Source organism: Gordonia sp. NPDC058843 (assembly GCF_042743165.1).
Lineage (GTDB): Bacteria > Actinomycetota > Actinomycetes > Mycobacteriales > Mycobacteriaceae > Gordonia.
Genome location: NZ_JBHYNC010000006.1, coordinates 95751 through 112121 on the forward strand (window position 1 = coordinate 95751; position 16371 = coordinate 112121).

Below are 16371 nucleotides of genomic sequence, written 5' to 3' on the forward strand. Positions count from 1 at the left end.
ATCAGACTCGGCTGCAGATCAGATCGGCAGCTTGCGGAAGATCGGGCGCGGGATGTGGCGGAGCACCATCATGATGTAGCGGAACGGTCCCGGCACCCAGACGATCTCCTTGCCCTTGGTGGCCGCGGCCACCGCGAGGCGACCCACGTCCTCCTTGTCGACCGTGAGGGGTGCCTCCTTGACATGCGCCGACAGCCGGGTGCGCACCTGGCCGGGACGGATCACGAGGACGCGAGCGCCGAAGGGGCGCAGCGCCTCTCCGAGTCCCAGGTAGAATCCGTCGAGGCCGGCCTTGGTGGAACCGTAGACGAAGTTGCTGCGACGGACGCGCTCACCGGCGACCGAACTCATGGCGATGATCTGGCCGTGACCCTGGGCCTTCATCTTCTCGCCGAGCAGTACGCCGACGGAAACCGCCGCGGTGTAGTTGATCTCGGCTTCGGCGACGGCGAGGCCGTGGTCCTGCCAGGCCTGTTCGTCGTCACCCTGGATGCCGAAGGCGACGATCGCGACGTCCACGTCACCGTCGGCGAACGCCTTGTCGATGACCGCCCGGTGGGTGTCGGTGGCACGGGCGTCGAAGTCGATCTGTGTGACCTCGGTGGCGCCGGCGTTCTTGGCCTTCTCCACCGCCGCGGCGGCGGTGGGGTCGCCCGGCAGGGTGGCGAGGATGACCCGCGCCGGGCCTTTGCTGAGGTATTCGGCGGTGATGGCGAGTCCGATCTCGGAGCTGCCGCCCAGGACCAGGATGGACTGCGGGGCGCCCACGGCGTTCAACATGTGTACTCGCTTTCGGTGACGTGCAGGTCGGTGGGGTGCGTCGGAAAGGCTGGGAGTCAGGCGAGTTCGAGTCGCCGGCCCATGTCCGACATGAACACCCGGTTGGGGTCGATACGACGACGCGTCGCGATCCAGTCGTCGATCTTCGGGTACATGGCGTGGAAGCTCTCGGCCGAGGTGCGTGAGTCCTTGGCGGTGTAGAGGCGTCCGCCCATCGCCATCACGCGGCGATCGAGGTCGTTGAGGAACTCGGCGAGACCGGCCTTGACCGGGAAGTCGAGGCAGACGTTCCAACCCTTGAACGGGAAGCTCAGCGGCGCTCGGTTGCCTTCACCGAAGAGCTTGATGACGTTGAGGAAGCTGACGTGGCCCGACGCCTGGATGTCCTCGATGAGTGCGGTGAACTCGGTCTCGTTCCCGGTGGGCACGATGAACTGGTACTGGCAGAAGCCGCCGCCGCGTCCATACGCGTTGTTCCAGTCACCGAACACGTCGAGCATGTGGTAGAACTGCGCGAGATTTTTGACCTTGCCCTCGCTGGGCGGGCCGATTCGGTAGTAGGCCTCGCCGACCGCGGAGAAGCTGAGCTTGTTCGCGAGCCCACGCGGGAAGATGTCCGGGAACCGCACCAGCGGCTTGTTGTTGAACGACAGCGGGTTGTCGCGGTATTTCTCGGGCAGTTCGTCGACCCGGGCGAGGTTGCCCCGGGAGAAGGTGCCGCGGCCGAGCTTCGGCGGTCCGCTGATCGTGTCGAACCAGCCCGAGGCGTACTCGTACCCGTCCTCGAAGCCGTCCTGGAGGTGCAGGTCGAGGGTCTCCTGCAGCGAACCGGTGCGGGCCGTGTCGGCGATGAAGTAGGCGCTCTCGGTGCGCTTCATCTGGATCGTCGCGCGCAGCACGATGCCGGTCAGGCCGATGCCGCCGATCGTCGCCCAGAAGAGCTCCCCGGATGGATCGTCTGCCGATCCGTCGGGGGTGAGCGTCAGGACCCGGCCGTCGGCGACGAGGAGCTGCATCTCGACGACGTGATTGCCGAAGCTGCCCTGGCTGTGGTGGTTCTTGCCGTGGATGTCGTGCGCGATCGCGCCGCCCACCGTCACCTGCCGGGTACCCGGGAGTACCGGGACCCACAGGCCGTGGGGGAGCGCTGCCTGCATGAGGGTGTCCAGGGAGACGCCGGCGTCGACGTCGACCGTGGCCGACTCGTCGTCGATCGCATAGATCCTGGTCAGCGGAGTCATGTCGATCGTGAGACCGCCGCTGTTCTGGCCCGACTCGTTGTAGGAGCGGCCGAGCCCGCGGGCGATCACGCCGCGCTTGAGGTAGTCCGGCTTGTCCGCGTTGTCGTCGGCCACACGGGCCACGGCCTCCGCGATGACCTCGGGATACGGCGTGGACAGGACGTGACCCTCGATCGGGGTGGTGCGGGACCAGCCCACGAGCTTGCGGGTCGTGATCGGCAGCAACTCTTCAGTAGACATCGCTAGAAAGGGTACCTGGGCGGGGTCGCTGTACCGACCGTCATGCCGCGCCGGAGCCTGACCTCCACCCGGTCGGCCACCTCTGTCGATGCCATCGGCAAACGAACCATTGACTGATGGCACCATCCGTGGTGGCATGCATCACAGATGTAGTCCCACGTGTGACGAGGAGCCCGGCATGGAAGCGCTCAGAGATATGACCCGTTCCGATGACGGAATCGACGAGGTGTCCGAGCGTCTGTTGGCGTCCGCAGCGCGGCTGTCGCGCAATGCGCTGACCGAGATCGACTGGGATGCGCCGCTCGAGCCGGACAAGTACGGCTGCAGTCCGGAATGGTCGACGCTGTACGGGACCGCCTACTGGAACGAGATGACCGAGCAGCAGCGGATCAGCCTCACCCGGCATGAGACCGCGTCGATCATGAGCATCGGCATCTGGTTCGAGATGATGCTGCAGGAGATGGTGATCCGGGACCAGTACCTCGGTGACTACCACCGACCCGAGTTCCAGTTCGCCCTGACCGAGATCGCCGACGAGTGCCGACACTCGATGATGTTCGCCAAGACCTCGTACAAGCTGACCGGGACCAGCTACACGCCGCATCCGCGTCTGGGTCGCTTCGGCAAGCTGTTCATGCGGGTCGCGGGCAGTGAGGTCGCCTACGCGGGAATCCTTGCTGCGGAGGAAGTCCTGGACGTGCTGCAGCGTGGCTGCATGCGCGACGAGCGGGTACTCCCGCTCGTCCGGACCGTCAACGAGATCCACGTCCTGGAAGAGTCCCGTCACATGCGGTTCGCTCGCGAGGAGGTCCGCCAGTCCATGCGCCAGGCCAATTGGTTTCGGCGACAGTTCAGTTCGGTGATCACCGCGATGGCGGTGTCCTACATACTCGTCAGCCTCGTCCGTCCGAAGGCCTACGCCGACGCCGGCCTGGACCACCGCCGCGCCGTGGGGGAGATGCGCCGCAACCACCATTTTCAGTCGATGGTCCGGTCGGGCTGCGCACACCTGATGGGTTTCCTCGACGATGTCGGCCTGCTCACCCGGCCCTCGGCGCGCATCTACCGCAAGGTCCACATGCTCTGACGGCTCGGAGCAGGCCTGGCGATCACGAATCGTGCTGCGGCGGCAGAAGTCACCTTCCCATGGCGTAGAACTCGTCGTTGGGTGTGACCGAGGTCAGATGTGCGAGCCGGTTCGACGCGGCGAAAAACGCGGTGATCGCGCCGACGTCCCAGATCTCGTCGTCGGTGAGCCCTGCCGACCGCGCCCGAGCCATGTCGCTGTCCGCGAACAGTTCTGGCGTCCTGGTCAGGGCGAGGGTGAGATCGACGATCGCGCGCTGACGACTGTCCAGAACCGCGCGAGCAGGGTTGGTGGCTACATGATCGGCCAGATGGGGGTCCTTGGAGCGAACCCGGAGAATGGCGCCGTGGGCGACGACGCAATAGATGCACCTGTTCGCTCCGGACGAGGCCACCACGACCAGTTCGCGTTCGGCTTTCGACAGTGGTCCCGGCTGTTCCATCAGCACGTCGTGGTAGTCCAAAAAGGCTCGCAACTCGTTCGGCCGGTATCCCAGTGCGCGAAAGATGTTGGGGACAAAACCTGACTTCGCCGCGATCGGCTCGATCCGTTCGCGGAGATCGGAGGGCAGATCGGCAAGCTCGGCCAATGGGAACCGACTCGTACTCATGGGAAGGGCCTTCCGTCGCAGGGCAGACTCTGATCTGTTCGCTACCGACTGGATTCACCGGTGCGAGAAGCTCAGGATCGCGCCCGGCGACGCGACTCGCCACCCCCGGAAGAAGGGGTTGCTACGAATCATTCCCACGTCTGAGCGGACCGGTCAGCGCGACTGCCCGCGGTACTTCCGGAAGTACTCGTCGTACATGTCGGAGTTCCGCTCGCGTTCGAGTTTGTTGATCAGCTCAGGGTCGAGTCCGTGTTGCACGAGGCGGTAGCGGCGGTACACGCGATTGAGCGCGATCGAGAAGAACAGGTACGACAGAAGGATCGGCATGGTCATCGTGATCCGGACACCTATCGGTCCCGGCACAAAGAGCATCGGCAGCACCAGGAGGACGCACGGTATCGCCCATCGGACGACCATGCGAACCGATGCTCGCGGGCCGACCAGGTCATCGGTCACCCACTCGATCATCGATTGCGGCAGGCGGCCCCCGTAGGCGTACTTGACGTACTGCCACGGACCCGGCCTCACCTGCCGCTGTGTCGCCGCGTGATCCATCAGTGTCGCCATCGGATATCCGCCTTCTGCCCGTCGCCTGGGGTGCCTACTGCCAGACCGTATAGTTAGTGCCCTAAGTATTACGCCACTAATTGTCGGGTTTCAACGTGCCGGTCAAGGCGAGTGGGTGCGAATCCCATCTCCCGCTAGGGTTCGGGCGCGAGCGCACCTGCCGCCAAAGCGGCAGTGTTTATCCTGGTCAGGACGTCGCGTAGCTCCTCGAGTTCGGAGATGTCGGCGCCCAGTCGGGCAATCACCGCGGGCGGCACCGTGAGAGCCTTGTCTCGCAATCGACGCCCATTCTCGGTGAGGTGCACCTCGACGGTCCGCTCGTCACCCCGGCGGCGCGCGCGGTCGATGAGCCCTTGGGTCTCGAGTCGCTTGAGCATCGGCGACAGCGTTGCCGAGTCCATTTGGAGCGTTTCGGCGACGGCCTTCACCGACGGCGGTGTGCGGTCCTCGCCGGGACGGCGATCGCGGTCCCACAGCGCCAGCATCACCAGATACTGGGGGTGGGTGAGTCCAAGGGGTTCGAGGACCGGCCGATACACGGCCAGGACGGCGCGGTTCGCGACCGCAAGAGCAAAGCACACCTGTCGCTCGAGGCTCAGGGAGTCGGTGCCGTCATCGGCATCTGCGTCGGCGCCCACGGGACAAGAGTACCGCCGCTCGACGGTCCGCAAGCTCGGGTGATCACCGGCCGGGTGCCGGTGCCCAGCGCGTCCCGATGTGTCGTTCTGGTTGTCGTCGCCGGGCTGACAGGACCCTGCGATCAGGAATCGTGTTGCGGGGGAGTGATGATCGCGGCGTTGACCAGAGAGAGCAGGTCCTCGATACCGGTGCCGTCGGGCAGTTGGTCGGCGAAGTCGGTCTCCAAGGCCGCCAGGCCGTGCGCCATGGCGAAGGTCGCGACGGCGATGAGGTTGCCGGGTACACCGCCGCCCCATCCGTGATCGGCGGCGTCGGCGACGGTGCGCGTGTGCAGCTCCCACCCGCGAGCGCGTGCTGCGACGAGGTCGGGCGCCTTGTTGTCGACGAGACGCGAGCCCATCATCAGCGTGACGGTTGCACGGTTGTCGCGTGCGAATCGGACGTAGACCTGCCCGAGGGTGGCGACGGCCTCACCCAGCGGTGCGTCGTCGGCCAGTTCATCGAGGGCCCGCGTGTGCTCGGCGTGGAGACTGTCGAACCCACGCAGCGCGACCGCGGTGAACAGCGCCCGGCGATCCGCGAAGTGGTGGGCCACTGACTGGTGGGTGATGCCCACCCGGCGGGCGATGGCACGCAGGCTCGCCTTTTCCGGGCCGGCCTCGTCGAGCTCGGCCACGGCCGCCACGAGCAGAGCCTCTCGGACCTCGGGCGCGGTCCGGCGTCGTATGGGGCAAGCCGGCTTCTGCATGCTCGCGATTATGGCTCACTCCTCGCGGTGCCTGCGTGTGACGGCGTAGCCGAAGGCCGGGGCGAAGAGGTACATGATCACCGAGTAGACAGCGGCGGGGATGGCGACCTCGGTGCTGCCGAGCACGCTCAGTGCGATGGTCAGAGCGACAGTCGTGTTGTGGATGCCGACCTCCATCGAGCTGGCGATGGCCTGGCCGCGATCCAGACGGAGCAGTCGCGCTCCCGCGTATCCGAGCGTGAGGCTCGCGAGGCAGAACAGCGCGGTCACGAGACCGATCTGCCGGACATACTCGGCGAGATTGTCGCGCTCGCCGATCAGCGCCCCGACCGCGACGACGACGAGCACGAGGATGGAGAAGATCCGGACCGGCTTGTCGGCGCGGGCGGCGAAGCGTGGCGCTCGATGCCGTACGAACATCCCGATGGCGACCGGTACGAGGACCACTGCGAGCACCTGCAGGATCTTGCCCAGTTGAAGCCCGAGCTGGCCGTCTGCGGCGAAGTATGCGATCGCGAAGTTGGTGATGAGCGGAATGGTCACGGCTGCGAGCACCGAATTGACCGCGGTGAGGGTGATGTTGAGCGCGACATCGCCGCGGAAGAGGTGACTGAACAGGTTCGCGGTCGTCCCGCCGGGAGAAGCGGCCAGCAGCATCACGCCGACCGCCAGCAACGGGTCGACGTCGAAGGCGACGACGAGGCCGAACGCGATGGCCGGCAGCACCAGGATCTGGAGCCCGAGTGCCACGGTTATCGCCTTCGGCGAACGGGCCACGCGTCCGAAGTCGGCCGGGGTGAGCGACAGGCCCAATCCGAACATGATGATCGCCAGCGCGATCGGCAGGCCGGTGGTGATGAGCGCCGAGTCGTTCATGAAGCCCTTCCGTCGGACGGTTCACCCGGGAACTCCCGGCCGACACAGTGAACATCGGATGCCGCGACCTCACGCCCGAAATGGGGATGTTGTCCGGTAGGCGTGGCGCCCGCCCGGCCGACGGTGGTAGGTGATCGTCCTGGTGGGTTTCACGATTCGCTCGGACGGGCACGCGGGGTGCACTGACCCGACGACAGGAGCCCGGCAGATGAGCCACAAGCCACCCAAGGACGTCCAGGAGGCGGCCCAGCGCGCGGTCCGATGGATCGACGACGGCAAGGCAGGATCGGGGTTCACCGACACCGGCCGCCATCGGGCCCACCAGCTGGCCGAGGGCAAGGACGTCGACGACGATCAGATCCGCAAGATGCGGAATTACTTCTCCCGTCACGAAGTGGACTGTGACACCACCGGATTCACCAACGGCGAGGACGGCTTCCCGACTGCCGGACGTGTGGCCTGGGATGCGTGGGGCGGTGACCCCGGACGCCGGTGGGCGAATTCGCGGAAGATCGAGGGTGACTGAACCGGGACTGCGGGAGAACTCGATGAAGATCACAGTATTGGGGGTGCCGAGTAGTGCCGGCGCCTATTGCGTGGGCGTGGAACGAGCACCCGCCGCATTGCGAGATGCGGGCCTCATCGAGCAGCTGGGTGCCGCAGGCGCGCACGTCGTCGACGCGGGAGATTTGACCACGCGGCTGTGGTTTCCGGACCGCCAGAATCCGTTCGCGCAGAACCTGGCTGCAGAGGTGGATGCACTCATCGAGCTCTCCGCGGCTGCGGCCGGCCTGCTCGCGGCGGAGCAGCGTCTGCTCGTGCTCGGCGGTAGCTGTACGGTCGCCGTCGGATTGTGTGCCGCGATGGCGCGTGGCGGACAGCGCCCACGCATCGTCTACGTGGACCGCCATCTGGATCTCAACACCCCACGCTCGACGACGGAGGGTTCACTGAGCTGGATGGGTATGGCGCACGCGTTGGCCCTCGACGGGGCCACACCGGAGTTGGCCGGCCTGACGAATCGCACTCCGCTGCTGCAACCTTCGGATCTGGTCTACCTCGGGGTGGATACGACTCGGGAGACAACCGAGTGGGAACGCGAACAGGCTGCTGAACTCGAACTCGCGATCATCGATCAGGCGACGCTCTGTGACAACCCCCGAAATGCCGCGCGCGACGCGCGCAGCATTCTCACCCCCGGTCCCTTCGTTGTGCACCTCGACGTCGACGTGCTCGACTTCCTGGACGCCCCGATCGCGGAGAACGTGAACGGGCGCAACAGCGGACCGACGATCACGATCCTGGAACAGGCCCTCGCCACGCTCCTGCAAGACCCCGATTGTCGGGGGATGTCGATCGGGCAGTTGGACCCCGCGCACGCGTCCGCGGATCGAACCGCGGTGCCCAGGCTCGTGTCGGCGCTCACGTCGGCACTGGCCTCCGCCTAGGCGGCCCGGGTGCGATTGGTCGACAGCCGGGTCCGCCACGGTCTGCCCACCACCCTCCTCGGACCCTCGATCCTCCACCTCTCACCAAACCTTGCCAACGAGTGATGTCACATATAGAGTCCCTGCCACTGGCAGGCTGACGGCCGGGACGACCAGGAAAGACCTGGTCGCCGCGCCTCGACGCCTCATGTCGATGGGGGTCCGATGGAGAAGTCCGGTGCGCGCAGTAGCTCGTGGTGGATCGTTCTGGTGGTCATCGCGGTCATGGCGGTGTCCGCCTTCTACGTGGGCAAACTGCGGTTGAGTGAGATCCCCGACCGGGCGATTGGGCATTCACCACCGGCGCCACAGGCGGGCGTTGTGCGCGACAAGTCGATCGAGTACGTCGTGACCGGGCCGGAGGGTGCGTCTGCGCGGGTGTCCTACATCGAGCCCGGGGGCCGGGTCGTCGACGACAAGGTGTCGGTTCCGTGGCGTGTGGTTCTCCGAACGCGGGAACTCACGACGTCGGTCGGTGTCCTGACCCAGTCCTCGGGCCGCGGTGCGGTGTCATGTGCGGTGCGGGTGAACGGATTTGAGCGGGTGCGGCAGAACGGCTCGGGCGCCGACGGCAGCACGGTCGCCAATTGTCTGGTCCCGGTGGCCTAGGTGAAAACGGGACGACGGGGGAGCGGTCGATGACCAACACACGTGAACGGTTCGCTCGACTTCGGCGGGGGCTCGCCGCGGAGATCCGGCGGCCTGTGCGCCGCGAGGTACTACGCGACACCAACTCCTCGCGGCCACGGTTCGCCCGATTCCTCTATGCCTGCTCGATTCCGGTCATCGTCATCTGGCTGCTCATCGCCGCGGGCCTCAACATCGTTGTACCGCAACTTGAATCGACGGTCACCGAACATGCGCAGTCCTTCCTGCCCGACGAGGCGTCGTCGGTGCAGGCGCTGGTCAAGATGGGTGAATACTTCGGCGGTGGGGGCAGCAACAATTTCGTCTACGTTCTGATGGAGGGCGACGAACCCCTGGGCTCCGAAGCCCGGACGTACTACAACGAGTTGCTGGCGGAGCTGACTGCGGACACCGAACACGTCAACTCCGCGATGGACCTGTGGTCGAACCCCGATCTTGCCCCGGCGGCACAGAGTTCCGACGGCCATGTTGCCTACGTCCTGGTGAACCTCGCCGGGAACATGGGCACTGCCCTGGCCATGGAGTCGACCCAGTCCGCACGCGACACGATCGCCGCGACGACGCCGCCACCCGGCATCGACGTGCACGTCACCGGACCGTCGGCCGTCGTCAACGACGAGATGGTCGCCATCAACGACTCCATCATTCTGTTGGTCTCGGTGTGCGCGTTGCTGGTTGGTGCCGTATTGCTGCTCGTCTACCGATCCGTGGTCACCGCGATGGTCCCGCTGCTCGGCGTGGGCCTGGCGTTGGCGGTGGCCCGCGCAACGATCTCCTTCCTGGCCGAGAACGAGATCATCAAGGTCTCGATCTTCGCCGCTGCGCTGTCGGCGGTGATCGTCCTCGGCGCCGGCACCAACTACGGGATCTTCCTGGTGGGCCGATACCAGGAGGCCCGCCGAAAGGGCCGCGACCGGGAGGACGCCTATTACGACGCGCTGGCCGGTGTCCAGCACATCGTCATCGCGTCGGCGCTGACGGTCGCGGGTGCGATGGCCTGCCTGGCCGCGACGCGTCTGGCGATGTTCAGCACCTCGGGATTGCCCTGCACCATAGCCATTCTCATCACCCTTGCCGCGGCTCTCACGCTCGGACCGGCGGTCCTCGCGGTGACGACGCGACTGGGCTTCGTCGAGCCTCGTGAGTCGGCGTCGCCGCGACGCTGGCGCCGGATCGGGACCACCGTCGCACGTTGGCCGGGGCCGGTCCTCGCGGCGGCCCTCGCGGTTCTCGCGGTCATGATCATCCCGCTCTCGATCTACGCGCCGAGCTACAACGAACGCCGCGCCCAACCGGCGGACTCACCCGCGAACGTGGGATTCGCTGCCGCCGATCGACATCTGCCGCCGAACATCATGGCGCCGAGCGTGCTCATCGTCGAATCGACCATGACATGCGCAATTCGGCCGATCTGATCGCCCTCGCGCAGATGACGGACGCGGTCGCCTCGATCGACGGTGTGAACGCGGTCCAGGGGATCACCCGCCCGCTCGGACAAACACTCGACCAGGGCACTTTGACCTCTCAGGCGGGATACGTCGGCAGCCGTTTCGGCCAGATGACTTCGCTTCTGCGGGATCGCATCACCGATCTCGACGCGATCGGAGCAACGGTCGATCGCCTCGACGTCGCGATCGACGGAGTCGATACCGCGCTTCGGCAGGGAGCGGCAGGAGCCGGCTCATTGTCCGAGGCGACCACGAATCTCCAGCGGACGAGCGATTCGACGCTGGCCAAGGTCGACGAACTGTCGGCCGGGATCGCGCCGATGCGTGGACTCGTCACGTCGATTCCGCGATGCCAGGAAGTCGGCGCGTGCCGCACCGCGCTGACCGGGCTCTCGGTGCTCGACGACGTTCCCGCACTGCGGGAATCCGTCCGCGATCTCGCCGGCGGCACCCGGTCCCTGAGCGGGGCCCTGCCCACCGCAGCCGCACAGATCCCGACGCTGCGTGCAACGGTCACGCAGATCCGTGAGCTGATCGGGCCGTTGCGCACGACCCTGGGTGCCCTGCTCCCGCAGGTCGGTGAGATCACCGACTTCCTCGACGAGGTCAGCGGTGCGTACTCCGCAGGCAGTCCCGCGGGCGGTGGCTTCTTCCTGCCCAGCCAGGCGTTGGAGAGTCCGCTCTTCCAGAGCGGCATCCCGTACTACTTCTCCGACGACGGCAAGGCGACGCGGATGATCGTCACGCCGCAGCGTGAGGGCTTCAGCCGAGACGCGATGGACGTCAGCGCGGAGGTGATCCCCACCTCGCTCGCGGCGATCAAGAACACGTCGCTGGCCGGATCGACCGTCAGTATCGGCGGACCCGGCGGCACGCTCCTCAACATCGAGTCGTTCGCGCACGAGGACTTCATCGCCATCGTCGTCGCCGCTTTCGCCTTCGTGTTCTGCGTCGTCCTGTTCCTGCTGCGCAGTCTCGTTGCCGCGCTCGCGGTGATCGGGACCGTCGGCCTCTCGTATCTGTCCGCGATGGGGGTGTCGGTGTTCCTGTGGCAGGGCCTCATCGGTAATCCGCTGCACTGGTCGGTCGCCCCCATCGCGTTCACCTTCCTGGTCGCCGTCGGCGCCGACTACAACATGTTGCTGGTCAGTCGTTTTCGTGAGGAGTACGGGGCCGGCGGCGGTACCGGACTGATCCGCGCCATGGTCGGCACGGGAAGTGTGGTCACCCAGGCCGGCCTCACGTTCGGCATCACGATGCTGGCCATGCTCGCCAGCTACGCCCACAACGTCGCGCAGATCGGCACGACCGTCGCCATCGGCCTCCTCATCGACACCCTGATCGTCCGGACCCTTGTCATGCCGGCGATCGCGCGACTGTCGGGCCGGTGGTTCTGGTGGCCGACACCGTTCGTGTCGCTACCGGCGCGCCAGCCGCAACGATCGACCGCGGCCGCTGCGGAGACGGTTCCTGTCGGCGAGGGGCGCGTGTGACTCCTACCGCGGCAACTCGAGCGCGTCCTCGCCCAGGACTGAAGCCGCGGCATTGCGTCCCGGGATGCCGCTGACCCCGCCACCGCGACGAGCGCCCGCGCCGCACAACAACAGTCGCGGATGAGGGGTCTCCACACCCCACCGGCCGACTTCGGAGGCGGTCTCGGCCCACGGCCACTGCAGCGGTCGGTGGAAGATGTGCCCGCCGGGCAGTCCGACGGCGTCCTCGAGGTCCTGCGGCGTCTTCGCCTCGATGCACGGTCGGCCGTTCAGATCGTGGGCGATGACCGACTGGATCGGTTCCTGCAGTACTGCATTGAGGGATGCGAAGGTCGCCCCGACGGCATGTTCGACGGCACCGGGTTCGTCGAACACCTCCGGTGGCATGTGCAATCCGAACAGTGTCAGTGTGTGTTTGCCCGCGAGTTCGGGCCCTAGGATCGACGGGTCGGAGAGGGTGTGGCAGTAGATCTCACAGGGTGGGAGAGCGGGCACCTCACCGCGATTCGCCTGACGCCATGCGTCATGCAGCTGGGAGGCGGTCTGGTTGATGTGGAAGGTCCCGGCGAACGCTGCCGTGGGCGAGACCGACCCGTCGCGCAGCCGTGGCAGCCGATCGAGCAGGAGATTGATCTTGAACTGCGATCCGCGGACCTCGGGTTCACAGGGGATCGGCGCCCCGTCGAGGAAGGTGTTGAACACCTGCGGCGCGCACGCCGCGTAGAGCATCGAGCCGCGAAAGGTACCGTTCGTCGTCTCGACGGTTCCGTCCGCCGGGTCGACGCCGGTGATCTCGACGCCCGTCATGATGTCGGCGCCCGCGGAGGTCGCCGCCTGATACAGCGCACCCGATACCGCACCCATCCCGCCGACCGGAACGTCCCAGTCCCCGGTTCCGCCACCGATCACGTGATACAGGAAGCAGATGTTCTGGCGCAGGGACGGATCGTCCAGGTCGGCGAAGGTGCCGATGAGTCCGTCGGTGGCAGCGATCCCGCGGACGAGGTCGTCGTCGAAGTACTGGCGCAGAAGCGCGCCCAGCGGCAGCGTGGTGAGTGCTTCCCACAGTTCGGCGGTCGAGGTGTCGGTCCCGACGACGAGGTCGTGCATCTCGGCTGCGGTGCGTAGGGGTTGGGTCATGGTCGGGAACACGTGCTCGGCGACTACGCCGAGGCGGCGGTAGAACGACTGCCACGCGGTGAAGACGGCCTCGGAGCCGGTCACCCGCCGGAACGACGCGGCCGTCGCTTCGTCGTCGACGTTGTCGACGAGAATGCCGCGCGCCGGGTCCGATGGCAGTGGCGTGTAGGAGGAGTAGCGCCGACGGATGAGGGAGATGTCGAGGTCGAGATCGGCGATGATCTCACGCGGCATCAGCGAGACCAGGTACGAATACCGCGACACTCGCGCAGAGAGGCCGGCGAACGGCGTAGCGGACACGGTGGCGCCGCCGACATGGTCGGCCCTCTCCAGGACCAGCACACGCCGTCCGGCGCGGGCGAGGTAGGCGGCGGCGGTCAGGCCGTTGTGGCCCGCGCCCACCACGATGTCGTCGTACGACGCGTCGTCTGCGGTGCCCATCGGTCCAGCGTTCCAGATCGACATACCGCGCGGGCTGTGGTTGTCGACATATCCTGATCGGGTGGACATCCCCTCTGTCGAGCTCAGCAACGGAACCTCGATCCCCCTGGTGGGGCTCGGCACCTACAACATGCTGGGCCGGCCGTGTGTCGGCGCCGTCGGCTCGGCGATCAAGTCCGGATACCGGCTCCTCGACACCGCGCCCCGGTACAGCAATGAGCTGAGCGTCGGGATGGGCCTACACGGCACCGGAGTCGCGCGCGAGGACATCGTGGTGCAGACCAAGTTGGGTGGCGGCGACCAGGGGTTCGACGAGGCGATCAATGCGGCCAAGGAGAGCGCCCGGAGGCTGGGCGTCGCGCACATCGACGTCTACCTCATCCACTGGCCCTGCCCGAGTCTCGGACGCACGGTCGACTCCTGGAAGGCGCTGCTCACGCTCGCCGATGAGGGCTACGTCCGCACGCCCGGGGTCTCGAACTTCAAGCAGCATCACCTGCAGATGCTGTTCGACGAGACCGGGCGGTGGCCCGTCCTCAACCAGATCCAGTGCTCACCCGTCCTGCCGCGTACCGAGCTCCGGGAGTTCATGGCTGACAAAGGCATCCACGCGCAGGCCTGGCATCCCACCGGTCGCAAGGAAGGTCTGCTCGCCGACCCGGTCATACTCCGGATCGCACGCAAGTACGGAAAGTCGCCCACGCAGGTCGCACTGCGGTGGTCGGTGCAGAACGGGATCGGCGTCGTCCCGAAGTCGTCGCACACCGGCCGGCAGGTCGAGAACGCCGACCTCTTCGACTTCGCCCTCGATGCTGCCGATCTGGCCGAGCTGGCCACCCTCGACCGCGGTGAACGCGCCGCCCGCGACTCCGACGTCGACGAAGAGTTCTGACCGGTCTCGGCTAGGGTGTCACCGTGTCTCGACCCGATCCCGGTGACCACGACGAGAACGCCGTCGGCGCTGACAGCAACGTCCACGACGCCGACCACCCGCGTCACGAGGACTTCGCCACCCGGCATGCGCCGATGCCGATGGAGCTGCCCCTCGACGACGAGGAGGCGTCGACCGACGCGGATCTGAAGACCCAGCTGATCCGCTTCGTCGTGACCGGCGCGGGGTCCGCGGTCCTCGACTATGCCCTCACGATGTTCCTGCAGTACGTCGTCGGCGTTCCCGGCGGAGTGGCGAAGGCCGGCGGTTTCATCCTCGGGACGACGACGGCTTACCTGATCAATCGGCGCTGGACGTTCCGTGCCGAGCCGAGTACGGCGCGTTTCATCGCCGTCGTCTGTCTCTATGCGGTGACTTTCGCGGTGAATGTCGGCCTCTACAGCTGGTTGTCGCATCTGTGGGAGGAGACCGCGGTGTACTCGGCGATCGCCTTCGTCATCGCGCAGGGCGTCGCCACGGTCATCAATTTCGTGGTCCAGCGGGTGGTCATCTTCAAGATCCGCTGATCTTTCGCGTGGTCAGCCGTTGACCTTGGCGATCACGTTGTCTGCGTACCAGTTCAGGTGATCGATCTTGGTCTGCAGCGGCTCGGTGTCCTCGCCCATGACGTACGGCAACCGGAAGCCGACGATCACGTCGGTGATCCCCTTGTCCTCCAATCGCTTACAACCGTCGACCGAGTACGCGTCCATCGAGATCACGTGGATCTCGAACGGGTCGTTGGTCTTGCCCTCCTCCTTGCGGATCTCGGCGATACGGTCGAGAAGGGTGTCGAGTTCCTCGGGCGGTCCGCCGCCGTGCATCCAGCCGTCACCGCGGATGACCGCACGACGCAGCGCGGCATCGGCGTGCCCGCCCACCAGGAGGGGGATGGGTTCGGTGGGAGCAGGCGTCATCTTGATCTTCGGGATGTCGTAGAACTCGCCGTGGAACTCGAAGTACTCGCCGGTGGTGAGTCCGCGGATGATGTCCATGCACTCGTCCATCCGCTTACCTCGACGGCGGAAGTCCACGCCCATGAAGTCGTAGTCCTCGGGCCAAGGGCTGGTGCCGACGCCCATCGCGAAGCGGTTGTTCGTCAGGTACGCCACCGAGCTGGCCTGCTTGGCCACCAGCGCAGGCGGCCGGACCGGGAGCTTCACCACGAACGGGGTGAAGCGGATGGTCGAGGTGACGGCGCCGAGCGCCGCCGCCTGGATGAACGTCTCGATGAACGCCTTGCCGTCGAGGAACTCGCGATTGCCGTCCGGGGTGTAGGGGTACTTCGCGTCCGACTCCTCGGGGTAGGCGAGCGAATCGGGAATGGTGAAGCCGGCGTACCCGGCTGACTCGGCGGCCTGCGCGAGCGGCGCGTAGTACGACGGATCGGTCATGGCCTCGGCGAAAGTGAACCGCATCATGCTCCTCGGGACGACAGTAAAACTGCCCTCACAGTAGAACACGTTCTAGTTAGGCGGCACCCGGTTCGGAATCGTCGCAGGTCGGCGTGGTGATCGGCGAAGTTCGGCGAGTGGGTTGTCTGCGGTGGCGCCGGGCCCCGGGTGCACGCGGAGTTCACCGCGGCCGATCCGCTCGCCGCACGCCGAGCATGTCGGTTCGACGGTCATCGTCTGGCCGCACGTATGTGTCGACACCACTGGCGCGCCGTCCTCCGCGGTCCATCGGTCACCCCACTGGCGCAAGGCGGCCAACACCGTCCAGAGGTCCCGACCCTTCTCGGTGAGGCGGTAGTCGTAGCGCACCGGATTGTCCTGATACGGCTCCTTCGTCAGGACGTCGTGTTCGACAAGTGTGTCCAGTCGCTGGGTCAACACGTTCCGTGCGATGCCGAGTCGCGTCGAGAACTCGTCGAACCGCGTCACGCCGAACATCGCGTCGCGCACGATGAGCAGCGTCCACCATTCCCCGACGATCTCGAGCGTCTGGGCGATCGAGCAGTTCATATCGGCGAACGAGGCGCGGCGCATGCATTCG

General features: G+C 66.4%; 16 protein-coding genes and 1 pseudogene. 7 read left to right on the plus strand and 10 right to left on the minus strand.

Annotation, left to right across the window (positions count from 1 at the left end):
• Positions 1-18 precede the first annotated feature (18 nt).
• Positions 19-780: a decaprenylphospho-beta-D-erythro-pentofuranosid-2-ulose 2-reductase gene (locus tag ACFW3F_RS06480; protein WP_388055479.1), complete on the minus strand. Its 762-nt coding sequence runs from the start codon at positions 778-780 to the stop codon at positions 19-21.
• A 56-nt stretch (positions 781-836) separates the two neighbouring features.
• Positions 837-2261 (minus strand): FAD-binding protein, encoded by a 1425-nt coding sequence (locus ACFW3F_RS06485; RefSeq protein WP_388055481.1) that lies wholly within the window; start codon positions 2259-2261, stop codon positions 837-839.
• Positions 2262-2439: 178 nt separating this feature from the next.
• Between ACFW3F_RS06485 and ACFW3F_RS06490 the strand changes: the two genes are divergently transcribed.
• Complete coding sequence (locus ACFW3F_RS06490) at positions 2440-3348, plus strand: diiron oxygenase (RefSeq protein WP_388055483.1); 909 nt, start codon at positions 2440-2442, stop codon at positions 3346-3348.
• Between the two features lie 49 nt (positions 3349-3397).
• Here ACFW3F_RS06490 and ACFW3F_RS06495 read toward each other — a convergent pair whose 3' ends face one another.
• The 5 genes from ACFW3F_RS06495 to ACFW3F_RS06515 all read right to left on the minus strand — a co-directional run bounded on the left by ACFW3F_RS06495 (position 3398) and on the right by ACFW3F_RS06515 (position 6788).
• The gene (locus ACFW3F_RS06495) at positions 3398-3958 is read right to left on the minus strand and encodes a peroxidase-related enzyme (RefSeq protein ID WP_388055485.1); all 561 of its coding nucleotides are present in this window, start codon (positions 3956-3958) and stop codon (positions 3398-3400) included.
• 153 nt (positions 3959-4111) lie between these two features.
• Entirely contained in the window at positions 4112-4525 is a 414-nt protein-coding gene (locus ACFW3F_RS06500) for a DUF5313 domain-containing protein (RefSeq protein WP_388055487.1), read from the minus strand.
• A 134-nt stretch (positions 4526-4659) separates the two neighbouring features.
• Entirely contained in the window at positions 4660-5163 is a 504-nt protein-coding gene (locus tag ACFW3F_RS06505; protein ID WP_388055489.1) for a MarR family winged helix-turn-helix transcriptional regulator, read from the minus strand.
• Positions 5164-5285: 122 nt separating this feature from the next.
• A complete protein-coding gene (locus ACFW3F_RS06510) occupies positions 5286-5912 on the minus strand; it encodes a TetR/AcrR family transcriptional regulator (protein ID WP_388055491.1) in 627 nt (208 codons plus the stop codon).
• A 15-nt stretch (positions 5913-5927) separates the two neighbouring features.
• A complete protein-coding gene (locus ACFW3F_RS06515; protein ID WP_388055493.1) occupies positions 5928-6788 on the minus strand; it encodes a bile acid:sodium symporter family protein in 861 nt (286 codons plus the stop codon).
• A gap of 208 nt (positions 6789-6996) precedes the next feature.
• On the opposite strand from ACFW3F_RS06515, the gene ACFW3F_RS06520 reads away from it, so the two are divergent.
• The 4 genes and pseudogenes from ACFW3F_RS06520 (at position 6997) to ACFW3F_RS06535 (ending at position 11864) form a co-directional block, all read left to right on the plus strand.
• Positions 6997-7314 (plus strand): hypothetical protein, encoded by a 318-nt coding sequence (locus ACFW3F_RS06520; protein WP_388055495.1) that lies wholly within the window; start codon positions 6997-6999, stop codon positions 7312-7314.
• Positions 7315-7336: 22 nt separating this feature from the next.
• Positions 7337-8236: an arginase family protein gene (locus tag ACFW3F_RS06525; protein ID WP_388055497.1), complete on the plus strand. Its 900-nt coding sequence runs from the start codon at positions 7337-7339 to the stop codon at positions 8234-8236.
• Positions 8237-8440: 204 nt separating this feature from the next.
• The gene (locus ACFW3F_RS06530; RefSeq protein ID WP_388055499.1) at positions 8441-8884 is read left to right on the plus strand and encodes an MmpS family transport accessory protein; all 444 of its coding nucleotides are present in this window, start codon (positions 8441-8443) and stop codon (positions 8882-8884) included.
• Positions 8885-8913: 29 nt separating this feature from the next.
• Positions 8914-11864, plus strand: a pseudogene (locus tag ACFW3F_RS06535) (RND family transporter).
• A gap of 3 nt (positions 11865-11867) precedes the next feature.
• Here the strand turns inward: ACFW3F_RS06535 and ACFW3F_RS06540 are convergent.
• On the minus strand, positions 11868-13445 hold the full coding sequence (locus ACFW3F_RS06540; protein WP_388055501.1) for a phytoene desaturase family protein: 1578 nt from the start codon (positions 13443-13445) through the stop codon (positions 11868-11870).
• A gap of 61 nt (positions 13446-13506) precedes the next feature.
• Between ACFW3F_RS06540 and ACFW3F_RS06545 the strand changes: the two genes are divergently transcribed.
• Positions 13507-14337 carry an aldo/keto reductase gene (locus ACFW3F_RS06545; protein ID WP_388055502.1) on the plus strand — a complete coding sequence of 277 codons (831 nt, stop codon included), beginning with the start codon at positions 13507-13509 and terminating at the stop codon, positions 14335-14337.
• 23 nt (positions 14338-14360) lie between these two features.
• The gene (locus ACFW3F_RS06550; protein ID WP_388055504.1) at positions 14361-14903 is read left to right on the plus strand and encodes a GtrA family protein; all 543 of its coding nucleotides are present in this window, start codon (positions 14361-14363) and stop codon (positions 14901-14903) included.
• A 12-nt stretch (positions 14904-14915) separates the two neighbouring features.
• Here the strand turns inward: ACFW3F_RS06550 and ACFW3F_RS06555 are convergent, their stop codons facing one another.
• Entirely contained in the window at positions 14916-15794 is an 879-nt protein-coding gene (locus ACFW3F_RS06555; protein ID WP_388055676.1) for a TIGR03619 family F420-dependent LLM class oxidoreductase, read from the minus strand.
• A 48-nt stretch (positions 15795-15842) separates the two neighbouring features.
• On the minus strand, positions 15843-16364 hold the full coding sequence (locus tag ACFW3F_RS06560) for a winged helix-turn-helix transcriptional regulator (protein ID WP_388055506.1): 522 nt from the start codon (positions 16362-16364) through the stop codon (positions 15843-15845).
• Positions 16365-16371 lie beyond the last annotated feature (7 nt).